Annotated in this window: 14 protein-coding genes; 4 read left to right on the top strand and 10 right to left on the bottom strand. The window is 69.8% G+C overall.

The window, feature by feature from the left end:
- Positions 1-7 precede the first annotated feature (7 nt).
- Together AC1RTO_RS07005 and AC1RTO_RS07000 are read left to right on the top strand one after the other, a co-directional pair.
- The gene (locus AC1RTO_RS07005; protein ID WP_493160113.1) at positions 8-328 is read left to right on the top strand and encodes a UrcA family protein; all 321 of its coding nucleotides are present in this window, start codon (positions 8-10) and stop codon (positions 326-328) included.
- A 260-nt stretch (positions 329-588) separates the two neighbouring features.
- Positions 589-1,848: an MFS transporter gene (locus AC1RTO_RS07000; protein ID WP_493160112.1), complete on the top strand. Its 1,260-nt coding sequence runs from the start codon at positions 589-591 to the stop codon at positions 1,846-1,848.
- Here the strand turns inward: AC1RTO_RS07000 and rsmD are convergent.
- Together rsmD and AC1RTO_RS06990 are read right to left on the bottom strand one after the other, a co-directional pair.
- Entirely contained in the window at positions 1,839-2,375 is a 537-nt protein-coding gene (gene rsmD, locus AC1RTO_RS06995; RefSeq protein ID WP_493160111.1) for a 16S rRNA (guanine(966)-N(2))-methyltransferase RsmD, read from the bottom strand. The genes AC1RTO_RS07000 and rsmD overlap by 10 nt on opposite strands.
- A complete protein-coding gene (locus tag AC1RTO_RS06990; RefSeq protein WP_493160110.1) occupies positions 2,372-3,700 on the bottom strand; it encodes a pseudouridine synthase in 1,329 nt (442 codons plus the stop codon). Before AC1RTO_RS06990 ends, rsmD begins: the two co-directional genes overlap by 4 nt.
- Positions 3,701-3,815: 115 nt before the next feature.
- On the opposite strand from AC1RTO_RS06990, the gene AC1RTO_RS06985 reads away from it, so the two are divergent.
- Both AC1RTO_RS06985 and AC1RTO_RS06980 read left to right on the top strand, forming a co-directional pair.
- Positions 3,816-4,250 (top strand): response regulator, encoded by a 435-nt coding sequence (locus AC1RTO_RS06985; RefSeq protein WP_493160109.1) that lies wholly within the window; start codon positions 3,816-3,818, stop codon positions 4,248-4,250.
- A 116-nt stretch (positions 4,251-4,366) separates the two neighbouring features.
- Entirely contained in the window at positions 4,367-5,710 is a 1,344-nt protein-coding gene (locus AC1RTO_RS06980) for an AmpG family muropeptide MFS transporter (protein ID WP_493160353.1), read from the top strand.
- 4 nt (positions 5,711-5,714) lie between these two features.
- Here AC1RTO_RS06980 and AC1RTO_RS06975 read toward each other — a convergent pair whose 3' ends face one another.
- The 8 genes from AC1RTO_RS06975 to AC1RTO_RS06940 form a co-directional block, all read right to left on the bottom strand.
- Positions 5,715-6,143 (bottom strand): DUF6628 family protein, encoded by a 429-nt coding sequence (locus tag AC1RTO_RS06975; protein WP_493160108.1) that lies wholly within the window; start codon positions 6,141-6,143, stop codon positions 5,715-5,717.
- Positions 6,144-6,212: 69 nt separating this feature from the next.
- Complete coding sequence (locus AC1RTO_RS06970) at positions 6,213-7,526, bottom strand: bifunctional folylpolyglutamate synthase/dihydrofolate synthase (RefSeq protein WP_493160107.1); 1,314 nt, start codon at positions 7,524-7,526, stop codon at positions 6,213-6,215.
- A 27-nt stretch (positions 7,527-7,553) separates the two neighbouring features.
- Positions 7,554-8,408 (bottom strand): acetyl-CoA carboxylase, carboxyltransferase subunit beta, encoded by an 855-nt coding sequence (gene accD, locus AC1RTO_RS06965; RefSeq protein WP_493160106.1) that lies wholly within the window; start codon positions 8,406-8,408, stop codon positions 7,554-7,556.
- Positions 8,405-9,208, bottom strand: coding sequence for a tryptophan synthase subunit alpha (trpA, locus tag AC1RTO_RS06960; protein WP_493160105.1), 804 nt, complete (start codon positions 9,206-9,208; stop codon positions 8,405-8,407). The genes accD and trpA overlap by 4 nt, the downstream gene beginning before the upstream one ends.
- Positions 9,205-10,437, bottom strand: a complete 1,233-nt coding sequence (trpB, locus tag AC1RTO_RS06955; RefSeq protein ID WP_493160104.1) for a tryptophan synthase subunit beta — start codon at positions 10,435-10,437, stop codon at positions 9,205-9,207. The genes trpA and trpB overlap by 4 nt, the downstream gene beginning before the upstream one ends.
- Entirely contained in the window at positions 10,434-11,069 is a 636-nt protein-coding gene (locus tag AC1RTO_RS06950) for a phosphoribosylanthranilate isomerase (RefSeq protein WP_493160103.1), read from the bottom strand. The genes trpB and AC1RTO_RS06950 overlap by 4 nt, the downstream gene beginning before the upstream one ends.
- A gap of 55 nt (positions 11,070-11,124) precedes the next feature.
- A complete protein-coding gene (gene pyrF / locus AC1RTO_RS06945) occupies positions 11,125-11,796 on the bottom strand; it encodes an orotidine-5'-phosphate decarboxylase (protein ID WP_493160102.1) in 672 nt (223 codons plus the stop codon).
- Entirely contained in the window at positions 11,793-12,128 is a 336-nt protein-coding gene (locus AC1RTO_RS06940; RefSeq protein ID WP_493160101.1) for a lipopolysaccharide assembly protein LapA domain-containing protein, read from the bottom strand. The genes pyrF and AC1RTO_RS06940 overlap by 4 nt, the downstream gene beginning before the upstream one ends.
- Positions 12,129-12,162 lie beyond the last annotated feature (34 nt).

The following is a 12,162-nucleotide window of genomic DNA, read 5'->3' as shown; positions in this document are numbered from 1 at the left end:
GTGCATCATGAAGACCTTCCATCGCGTCGCTGCGGCGGCGCTCGCCCTGTCATGCCTGTCGGCCGGCGCCGCTGCGGCCGAGCAGCGCGAGACGTTCACCATCCGCGTGTCGCATCAGGGCCTCGACCTCGGCACGGCGGCCGGTCGCGCCGGCTTCGACGCGCGCGTGCGTCGCGCCGCTCGCTGGGCCTGCACGATGCGTGGCGCGTCGCTCGAGGCGTATCAGCATGCGGCGCGCTGCACCGACGAACTGCGTCAGGATGCCCGGCGCCAGCTCGCGAAGCGGACCGAAGGCGGCGCGCTGCGTCTGGCCAGCCTGTCGCGCTGATCCGATACGAAGAGAGGGGCGGCTTGCCATGCGGGTCGCCCCTGTTCTTCGCTCCGCGGAGCGTCCCGACGAAAAATCGGGGCAGCCGCGATGCGACCGCCCCGTAGTTCAGGGAGGACCGGTCGACAGGGGAGACGACCGGCACGTCGCTACCCACAGGGGGAGAGGAGCAGCGACATCCCCCATGTAGGAAGGGTTTGTTGCGGACACATTTCACTGCTGTTGCCCGAGGCGATTATTTCGCGCTTAAGCTGGCGATCATGACTCAGCCCGTCGCAAAAGCCTCTCCGCGCCGCATCCTGACCGCCAGTCTGGTCGGCACCGCGGTCGAATTCTACGATTTCTATATCTACGCGACCGCCGCGGCGCTGGTGTTCGGCATGCTGTTCTTCCCGGCGGAAAGCGGCACCGCGCAACAGATGCTGAGCTATGCCAGCTTCGGCCTCGCCTTCGTCGCGCGGCCGATCGGCGCGATCGTCTTCGGGCATTTCGGCGACCGGGTCGGGCGCAAGTCGACGTTGGTCGCCAGCCTGATGCTGATGGGCGGATCGACCGTCGCCATCGCCTTCCTGCCTACCTACGATCAGGTCGGCTGGGTCGCGCCGCTGCTGCTCTGCCTGATGCGGCTGGGGCAGGGGCTCGGCCTCGGCGGCGAATGGGGCGGCGCGGCGCTGCTCGCGGTGGAGAATGCGCCGCCGCATCGTCGCAACACCTGGGGCATGTTCCCGCCGCTCGGCGCGCCGGTCGGGTTCATCATGGCCAACGGCCTGTTCCTGATCCTTGGCCTTGCACTGGACGAGCAGCAATTCCGCGACTGGGGCTGGCGCCTGCCGTTCCTCGTCAGCGCGGTGCTGGTCGCGCTCGGCCTGTGGGTGCGGCTGAAGCTGACCGAGACGCCGGTGTTCCTCGAAGCGGCCGAGGCGGAGGCGCTGCCCAAGGTGCCGATCGCGACGCTGGTCCGCCACCATGGTCGCGCGCTGATCGCGGGCACCGGCGGGGTCGTCGCCTGCTTCGCGCTCTTCTACCTCGCGACCGCCTTCACGTTGGGCTACGGTACCAAGACGCTGGGCTATGGCCGGCAGGCGATGCTCGGCGTCGAACTGGCGGCGATCTTGTTCCTCGCCGCCGGGGTGATCGTCGCGAGCGTCATGGCGGATCGCACGGGCGCGCGGCGGATGCTGGTCATCGGCTTCCTCGGCTGCATCGTCGCCGGGCTGGCGATGGGGCCGATGCTCGGCGCGGGATCGCTGTTCGTGATCTTCCTGTGGCTCGCCTTCGCGCTGTTCGTGATGGGCTTCGCCTACGGGCCGCTCGGCGGCTGGCTGCCGAGCCTGTTCCCCGCCGGGGTCCGCTACACCGGCGTGTCGATGACCTTCAACCTCGGCGGCATCATCGGCGGCGCGCTCGCCCCGCTCGCGGCGGAGGCGCTCGCGCCGCATGGATTGAGCTGGGTCGGCCTGTATCTCGTCGGCGCCGGCCTGCTCAGCCTCGGCGGGCTGGCGCTATTGCGTCAGAGCTGACGGAGCAACGTCAGCCGGGCCTTGCCATGGACGCGGCTGACGTCGACGGCAAAGCCCGCAGGCGCGACCTCTTCCGCCTTTGCCGTCTCGATGCTCACCCACGTCGCGGGCGAGGTCCAGCCGAGCCGAGCCAATTTGTCGAGCGCGACCAGCCCCGCGCCGGTGCCGTAGGGCGGATCCATCATGATGAGGTCGAGCGGCTTGATCGCCGGTCCCAGTGCCATCACCGACCCTGCGCGCACATCGCCGCGCGTACCCAATTTGGCGAGGTTGCCCTTGAGCGCATCCAGCGCCGCGCCGTCCTGTTCGACGAACAGGCACGACCCCGCGCCGCGTGACAATGCCTCGATTCCGAGCGCGCCCGATCCGGCGAACAGGTCGGCGACCGCGAGCCCTTCGAAACTGCCCAGCCGGCTGGTCAGCATCGAAAACAACGCCTCGCGCGTCCGGTCCGCAGTCGGACGGGTGGCGTCGCCCTTGGGCGCGACGAGCGGCCGGCCGCGCCACTGGCCTGCGATCACCCTCATGGGCGGCGCCCCCGCGGCGGGCGGCCGCCGGGCGTGGAGGGCCGTGGCGTGCCGCCGGACGGCGGTCCGTCGCGACGTGGTGGCCGCGCGCCGGGTTTGGGCGTGCGCGGACCTGCGGCACCGGCGCCACCGCTCCGCGGCGCATGGCGATCCGCCGGCGGTCCATCGCGGCGGGGGGCGCGCCCGCCTGGCGGGGCGGCGCGTTCGTCATGCCGGGCGGCACCGTCACGGTTCGATCGGCCGCCCTGACGCTCGGGCCGGGCGGAGACGTCGCCCCGCCCCGTATCGCTGCGCCCCGTATCGCTGCGTCCGCGTGCTTCCCGCGTGTCGGGTGCCGCATCGGGGCGGGTGCGCGTTCGCGCTGCGCGATCGGTGGTGGCGGCGCTGCGGAAGCCGGCCCGCGGCGCCTGACTGCCGCTCCGCTCCGGTTCGCGGCGCGGCTTGAAGGCTTCCGGCGACCGGGCCGGGGTGACCGGGCGGGGCGCCTGTTCGGCGCGGGTCCGCGCCCGGACGGTGCGATCGACCGTCGGCGCACTGCGGAAGCCGTCGCGCGGCGTCTCGACGACCGGCTCGTCCGGCGCGCCGCCCTTCAGCGTGCGGCGGAACGCGACCACCTCATGCTGCTTGACCTCGCCGACTTCGCCCACGGGCAGGTCGCCGAGCACGAACGGGCCATAGCGGGTCCGGATCAGCCGGCTCACCTGCAGGCCGAGGTGTTCGAGGACGCGCCGCACCTCGCGGTTCTTGCCTTCGGTGATGGTGATCTCGATCCAGACGTTGGCGCCGGTCCGCCGCTCGATATTGGCGTCGATCGAGCCGTAGCGGATACCCTCGATCTCGACCCCTTCCGCCAGTTCCTCCAGCTGCTGCTGCGTGACGTTGCCATAGGCGCGGGCGCGATAGCTGCGCTCGACCCCGGTCGAGGGCAGCTCCAGCTGACGCTTGAACCCGCCATCGGTGGTGAGCAGCAGCAACCCTTCGGTGTTGAGGTCGAGCCGGCCGACCGGCACCAGCCGCGGCAGGTCGCGCGGCAGGCGGTCGTAGATCGTCGTGCGCCCCTTCGGATCACGCTCGGTCACCAGCAGCCCGGTCGGCTTGTGATACAGGAACAAGCGCGTCGGTTCGGGCAGCGCGACGGGTTGTCCGTCGACGGTGACGCCCTGCAGCGAACGCAGCACCGTCGCCGGCGTATCGAGCACCGTGCCGTTCAGCGCGACGCGCCCTTCGGCGATCATCCGTTCGACTTCGCGCCGGCTGGCGACGCCGGCACGCGCGAGCAGTTTTGCGATCCGGTCGCCGGTGCGGGGTTCTGATATCTGGGCCATCCCCCGCCCATAACGCTCATTCGTCATGCGCGTGAAAATATTTGCGCCCGGAGCAGCCTGCGCGCGTTATGTAGCGGAGGCGTAACAATGACTGCGCGCCGATCGGAGCGGGCGAATGCTGTTCGGGAAAAAGAAGCGCCAGATCGTGCGTCTGCTCGTCGTCGAGGATGAGCCGTTGATCGCGTTCGACACGGAACACGTGCTGATCGAGGCGAGCTATCAGGTCGTCGCCACGGTCGATCGCGTCGCCGATGCGATCGACGTGCTGCGCTCCGACGCCGGTGTCGATCTGGTGCTGGTCGACGTGCATCTCGCCGACGGTTCGGGGCTGGACGTGGCGCGGGCCGCGGCGGAAACCGGGGTGCCGGTGCTGTTCGTCACCGGCAATTGCCCGGTCGAGGCGACGATGCTGGCGGCGGGGTGCCTCGCCAAACCCTATCAGCAGCGCGACCTGATCGGCGCGATCGAGGCGATCGACGCGCAGATCGGCGGACGCAAGCAGAAGCGGCTGCCGAGCGGCCTGCGCCTGTTCGCGGCGCCCGCCGCCTGATCGCCACGTAGCGGCTGGTCGCTGGCGAAATTGGCGCTAGTGTCCGGCCGATGTTGACCGGCAATAACCTCTATTTCCTGATCGTCGCGGCGATCGCCGTGCTCGTCGTCGTCGCGATGCGCCGCTCGCCCGCGGTCCGCGCCCGGCTCGCGCCGCTGGCGCCCTATGCGGAACGCGGGCCGGTCGCGGTGTTCTTCATGGGCATCTCCTCGGGCCTCGCCTTCACCATGATCGGCGCGACGCTGACCACCCGGCTGAAGCAGGACGGGCTCGACAAGGCGACGATCACCGCCTTCACGCTCGGCTTCCTCGTCTACAATCTGAAGCCGCTCTGGGCATGGATGGTCGACGGCGTCCGCCTGCCGGTGATCGGTCGGCTGGGGCAGCGGGTGTCGTGGATCCTGCTGTCGGGCGTGCTGGTCGCGCTCGCCGTCATCAATCTCGCGCTGGTCGATCCCGCCGCCAATCTGCAGGCGACGATCATCGGTGCGATCCTCGTCGGGTTCGCCGGCGCCACCTACGATATCGTCATCGACGCCTATCGCATCGAAACGCTGGAGCCGGCGCAGATGGGCGTCGGTTCGGGCATGACGCAATATGGGTGGAAGATCGGGTCGGTACTCGCGGGGTCGCTGGCGCTGGTCATCGCGGCGCGGTCGAACTGGCACGTCGCCTATCTCGCCTGCGTGGCGTTCGCCTTTCCGGCGATGATCGTCGCCTTGCTGCGCGGCGAACCGCAGCGGCGGCGCGAGCCGATCCGGCGGCGCGGCCTGTCCGAACTCGGCGCGTCGATCGTCGGGCCGTTCACCGAATTCTTCCGCCGCCACGGTGCCTGGATCATCCTCGCCTTCATCCTCGTCCACAAGATCGGCGATACGCTGGGGCAGCAGGCGCTGCGGCTGATGCTCGACGACCTCGGCTTCAGCAACGACGAGATCGCGATCTACGACGTCGTCATCGGCTTCTGGGCATTCTGGGTCGGGCTCGCGATTGGCGGCGTGCTCTACGCGAAACTGGGGCTGAAGCGGTCGGTGCTGCTCAGCCTCGTGCTGATGATGATCTCCAACGCCAGCTTCGCGCTGCTCGCCGCCGCGGGGCACAGCAACATCGGCCTCGCCGGCGCGATGGCGTTCGAGAACATGTCGAGCGGGATCGGCGGCGTGACCGTCATCGCCTATTTCTCGGCCCTGTGCGATCTGCGCTTCACCGCCGCGCAATATGCGCTGATCTCCGCGGCGGCGAGCATCGTCGGGCGGGTGCTGACCGCGACCACGACCGGGCGGCTGGTCGACAGCTTCGGCTATGTCGCCTTTTACTGGGGAACGACGGTGGCGGCGCTGCCCGGCGTGCTGCTGTTCTGGTGGATGAGCCGGTCGGGCCTGATCGACCGGTCGATCGGCAGCGCGGGGATCGCCGGCGAAGGCGACGTCCGCGCCGACGAGCCGCAGGCCCGCGCCTGACCGATCAGACGCAGATCGGGCGGCCGTCGTCGGCGAAGGCGGTCGCGACGATCGCAGCGCTCGCGAGCACCGCATCGACGCGGCGGACGCCGAGCAGGTCGCCGAGCAGGTAACGTGCCGTCTCGGGCGCCGTTTCGACACGGGCGAGGACGATGAGCATCGTCCGTTCCGCCGCGGTCATCCGCGCGCAGCAGCAGGGCGCGATCGCGATCGTCCCCGCCGCGGTGCCGGCGAGTTCGGCCATCAAGGCACGCATCAACACCAGCGGCCGGCGGAAATCCTGCCCGAAGGCGGTGAACAGGGCGTGGCTCGCCCGCGCATCGTGCAGGCCGTGCGCGCCCATCCGCCGCAATGCGAACAACGCGATCCGCGCATTGGGGCAGGCGGGGAGCGCATAGGGCAGGGCGGCGATCGTGGTGGTGAGTTCGGTCATGACGGCGACTCCAGTGTTCGTCCCCGACAGTCCCGAATCCGCTATTGCAAGTCAATCGCAATTATAACGTCAGTCCGGCGCCTCGTCGTTCAGCGCGAGCGCTTCACCGGCAAGGTAGAGCGAACCGGCGATCAACACGACCGCATCACCCTGTACGGCAAGCCGATCGAGCGCGTCCGGGAGGCCATCCGCCGCTTCCCCGGGAAGGCCGCATTCCTCCGCGATCGTGGCCAGCGCCGTGGGCGCGTAATGGGCGTGACCGGGTACGGGCACCGCGATCACCCGCGATACCGCCGGGGCCAGAGCCCGCAGCACTCCGGGCGCATCCTTGTTGGCGAGCATGCCGAGCACGAGCACCACCGGGCGCCCCGCGGCGACCTCGCGCAGCGCGCGCGCGACCGGCTGCGCGGCAGAGGGATTGTGCGCGCCGTCCAGCCACAATGCACTGCCCCCGCCCAGGCGATCGCGGAGCGGACCGGCGCCCAGTCGCTGCATCCGCGCCGGCCAATGCGCCCAGTCGGCGGCGGCACGCATGGCCGCTTCCGGCACATGGACCGCCCCCTGATGCCGCAGCATGGCGATGGCGAGCGCGAGATTGCGTGACTGATGCGGCCCGACCAGCCGCGGCCGATGCGTGACGACGGCGAAACCGCCGTCGCGATAGCGCATCGTGCCGCGCGCGCTTTCGCTCCACCAGCTGTCGTTGCGGGCGACGACCGGCGCGCCGGCATCGGCCGCGACCTGTGCGATCCGGGCGCGGCTGGGTGCCGGATAGTTCATCGTCACCAGCGGCACGCCGGCCTTGGCGATCCCCGCCTTCTCCGCGGCGATATCGACGATCCGGTTGCCCAGGAACGCCTCGTGATCCATCCCCAGCGCGGCGATGCCGGTGACCGCCGGGGTCCGGATGACGTTGGTCGCATCGAGCCGCCCGCCAAGGCCGACCTCGACGATCGTTGCCGCCGCGGGGGTGCGGGCGAAGGCGAGGAAGGCGACGGCGGTCGTCACCTCGAAGAAGCTGGCGCCGCTGCCGTCGCTGCGGTCCAGCACCTCGCGCAGCAGCGCGGCGAGCGTCGCATCGTCGATCAGCCGTCCGGCGATTCGGATACGCTCGTTGAAGCGGACCAGATGCGGGCTGGAAAAGACATGGACATCATGCCCCGCGGCTTCGAGCGCGGCACGCAGAAAGGCGCAGGTCGATCCCTTGCCGTTGGTGCCGGCGACGTGGAACACCGGCGGCAGCGACAGGTGCGGATCGCCCAGCCGCGCCAGCAGCCAGGTGATCCGTTCCAGCCCGAGCACGTCGGCCCCGGGCGACAAAGCCCACAGCCGGTCGAGCTGTGCCTGCACGGCGGGATCGGTGGAGGTGGCGTGGTCCGGCATGGCTCGACCGCTCCCGGTCCGATTCGATCAGGCGGCGCGTGCCGCCGTCAGATAGCCGATCACCGTCGCCAGCTGCTCGCGCAGCTGCTTGCGATGGACGACCATGTCGAGCATGCCGTGATCCAGCAGATATTCCGCCCGCTGGAAGCCTTCGGGCAGCTTTTCGCGGATCGTGCTTTCGATCACCCGCTGGCCGGCGAAGCCGATCAGCGCGCCGGGTTCGGAGATCTGCACGTCGCCCAGCATCGCATAGCTGGCGGTGACGCCGCCGGTGGTCGGGTCGGTCAGCACCACCACATAGGGCAGGCCGGCATCGTGCAGCATCTGGATCGCGACGGTGCTGCGCGGCATCTGCATCAGGCTGAGGATGCCTTCCTGCATGCGCGCGCCGCCCGCGGCGGTGAAGATCACATAGGGCGCCTTGTCCTTGATCGCCGTCTCGACGCCGCGGACGAACGCCTCGCCGACCGCGAGGCCCATCGATCCGCCCATGAAGCCGAAGTCCTGCACGCCCATCACGACGCGATGGCCGAGGATCGTGCCACGTGCGTTGATGAGCGCATCCTGCTCCTGCGCCGACGTACGCGCCGCCTTCAGCCGATCGGAATAGCGCTTCGAGTCGCGAAACTTGAGCGGGTCCTCCGGCACCTTGGGCACCGGCAGTTCGGCGCAGCTGCCGTCATCGAGGATCTGACGGAAGCGCTCCTTAGGCCCGATCCGCTCGTGATGGTCGCACTTCGGGCAGACGTAGAGGTTTTCCTCCAGCTCGCGGGTGAAGATCATCTGCCCGCAGCCCTTGCACTTGTGCCACAGATTCTCGTCCGACGATTCGCGCTTGGCGACGAAGGGAAGGGCGTTGCGGACGTTGCTGATCCAGCTCATGCGGTAACCTTTCGCACGGAGTCGAGCGCTCCGCTCAGCGACTGAACATAGGTGCTGACGGCAGCCGGCGCATCGGCGCCATGTTGCGCGACCAGTTCGACGATCGCCGACCCGACGACGACGCCATCGGCGACGGCGCCGATCGCGGCGGCCTGTTCGGGGGTGCGCACGCCGAAGCCGACTGCGATCGGCAGGTCGGTCGACGCCTTCAGCCGGGTGACCGCCTGATCGATCGAGCCTTGGACCGCCTGCTGCAGGCCGGTGATCCCGGCGACCGAGACGTAATAGAGGAAGCCCGATGCGCCATCCAGCACGCGCGGCAACCGCGTCGCGTCGGTGGTCGGCGTCGCGAGGCGGATCGGGTCGATCCCCCGCGCGCGCAGTTCAGGACCGAGCGCATCGTCCTCTTCGGGCGGAATATCGACGCAGATCACCCCGTCGACGCCCGCATCGGCGGCGGCGGCGGCGAACCATTCGGAACCGCGGCGCAGCATCGGATTGGCATAGCCCATCAGCACCAGCGGTACGTCCGGGTGACGCTGCCGAAAGGCGGTGGCGATCGACAGGATGTCGGCGGTGCGCGTCCCGGCGGCGAGGCTGCGGATGTTCGCCGCCTGGATCGCCGGACCGTCCGCCATCGGATCGGTGAACGGCATGCCGAGTTCGATCACGTTCGCGCCGCCCTCGACGAGCGCGTCGAGGATCGCCCCCGTGGCACCCGGGGTCGGATCGCCGGCGGTGACGAAGGTCACCAGCGCGGGGCGATGCTCGGCGAAGGCGCGGGCGAGCCGCTCGCTCATATCGCCACCCCCAGCGCGTCGGCGACGGTGAAGATGTCCTTGTCGCCGCGCCCGCACAGGTTGGCGAGGATGATCTGGTCGTCGCGCATCGTCCGCGCGCGCTTCGCCACCGCGGCGATCGCATGCGCCGGCTCGAGCGCGGGAATGATGCCCTCGGTCCGGCACAGCAGCTGGAAGGCGTCGAGCGCTTCCTTGTCGGTCGCGTTGGTATATTCGACGCGGCCGATGTCGCGCAGCCATGCATGCTCCGGGCCGATGCCGGGATAGTCGAGACCCGCGGAGATCGAATGCCCCTCGGCGATCTGCCCGTCCTCGTCCTGCAACAGATAGGTCTTGTTGCCATGGAGCACGCCGGGGAAACCCCCTGCAAGGCTGGCGGCATGTTCGCTGCCCTCCAGTCCGTGGCCGGCCGCCTCGACGCCGAGCATCGCGACGTCCGCATCGTCCAGGAACGGATGGAACAGCCCGATCGCATTCGATCCGCCGCCGATCGCCGCGACCAGCAGGTCGGGCAGCTTGCCGGTGCGGGCGAGCATCTGCGCACGCGCTTCCCGCCCGATGATGCTCTGGAAGTCGCGGACCAGTTCCGGATAGGGATGCGGGCCGGCGGCGGTGCCGATGATGTAGAAGGTGTCGTGGACGTTCGCGACCCAGTCGCGCAGGCCCTCGTTCATCGCGTCGGACAGCGTCTGCGCGCCGCTGGTCACCGGGCGGACCTCCGCGCCGAGCAGCTTCATGCGGAAGACGTTGGGCTGCTGCCGCGCGACGTCCTTGGCACCCATGTAGATGACGCAGGGCAGGCCGAAGCGCGCGCAGACCGCCGCCGTCGCGACGCCGTGCTGGCCCGCGCCCGTCTCCGCGATGATCCGCGTCTTGCCCATACGGATCGCGAGCAGGATCTGGCCGATGCAATTGTTGATCTTGTGCGCGCCGGTATGATTGAGCTCGTCGCGCTTGAACCAGACCTGCGCGCCCCTGCCGGGCTCGGCACCCTCGCGCACCGCGGCGCTCAGGCGTTCGGCGTGGTAGAGCGGGCTCGGCCGGCCGACATAATGCTCCATCAGATCGTCGAACTGCGCGGCGAAGGCGGGGTCGGCCTTGGCGGCGCGATATTCGCGCTCGAGGTCGAGGATCAGCGGCATCAGCGTCTCGGCGACGTAGCGGCCGCCGAACTGGCCGAAATGACCGCGGTCGTCGGGCTGTGCGCGGAAGGTGTTGGGGGCGTTCATAGCCGCGTCGCTTTAAGGAAGGCGGCGATCTTGTCCACATCCTTGACCCCCGGCGCGCCTTCGACGCCCGAGGAAACATCGACCAGGGTCGCGCCGGTGCGCGCGACCGCCCCGGCGACATTGTCCGCATCCAGTCCGCCCGACAATGCCCAGGGCAGGGGATGGCGGAAGCCGTCGAGCAGCGACCAGTCGAACCGGACGCCCATGCCACCGGGCAGCGACGCGTCGTCCGGCGTCTTGGCGTCGTAGAGGATCATGTCGGCGGCGCCGGCGAAGCCCTGCGCCGTATCGAGGTCGGCGCTCGTCTTCACCGCGACCGCGGCCCAGATCGCGAGGCCCATGCGCGCCCGGATCGCCGCGACGCGCGCCGGCGCGGTCTTGTGGAGTTGCAGCACGCTCAGCCGGCCGCTCGCGACCGCGCGCTCGACCGTCTCGTCATCGGGATCGACGAATACGCCGACGCGGCCGACATGGTCCGGCACGCGCGCGGCCAGTTGCTCGGCCAGTGCGAAGCCGAGATGGCGCGGCGACGGCGGGAAGAAGACGAACCCGACATGGCCGGCGCCGTGGCGGAGCGCCGCGTCGAGCGTGCCGGGGGTCGAAAGACCGCAGATCTTGGCGTGGACTGGCATGGTTCAGCCCTTCGGCCTTCGCCGCGGCAAACTCAAGCCTCGGCAGGCGTCGGCGCTATAGCGTCGCGCCGATCGCGCGGGCGGCGGCGTCGGGATCGTCGGCCTGCGTGATCGGGCGGCCGATGACGAGGACCGACGCGCCCGCATCCAGCGCGGCGCGGGGCGTGACGACGCGCTTCTGGTCGCCGGCCGGGCCGTTCGCCGGACGGACGCCGGGCACGACGAAGAAGCCTTTGGGCCACGCCGCCTTCGCCGCGGCGACCTCCGCCCCCGAACAGACGATGCCGTCGATGCCGGCCTCGTGCGCGAGCGCGGTCAGGCGCAGCACCTGATCGTGCGCGCTGCCGCCGACGCCGGTCGCGGCGAGGTCCGCGGCATCGAGGCTGGTGAGCATCGTTACGGCGACGACTTTCGTATGGATCGGGGCCGCCGCCTTGGCATCCTCCAGCATCGCACGGCCGCCGCTGGCGTGGACGGTCAGGATCGCGGGTTCGATCGGGCTGAGCGCCTGTACCGCCTTGGCGACGGTATTGGGAATGTCGTGCAGCTTCAGATCGAGGAAGATCGGCAGGCCGAGTTCCGCCATCTCACGCACGCCATGCTGGCCGTGCGCGCAGAAGAATTCGAGGCCGAGCTTGATCCCGCCGATATGCGCGCGGGTGCGGGTGGCGATCGTCCGGGCACGCGCGATGTCGGGCGTGTCGATCGCGACATATATCGGGCTCATACCAGCCGCCCCTCGGGCACCGGGTCGCCCGGCGGATCGCCGATGATCGGCGTGGCGGGCGGCGTCGCGGGCGCAGCGGCGAGCGCCCGGCTGTCCGCCAGCATCCGCTCGCAGGTCGCGAGCCGCTGCCGCAGCCGCCAGCGCACCGTGCCGAGGTAGAGATAGGTCGGCAGGAAACCGATCAGGAAGGTCACCAGCAGCAGCAGCGGCAGGTTCACGTCGGCGATCAGCCCGCTCCACATGTTGATCTGGATACTGGTCCAATTGCTATAGGTGAACAGCGCCGCGACGAAGGCGAGCAGGAACCAGAACAGGATCTTGAGGAACTGCATGCAATACTCCCGAGGGCGACGAGGGTAGCGGCAG

This window comes from Sphingomonas sp. GW821-FHT10F09 (assembly GCF_058809195.1).
Note: the sequence above shows the minus strand (reverse complement) of the source record. Positions and strands in the feature narration are given on the sequence as shown.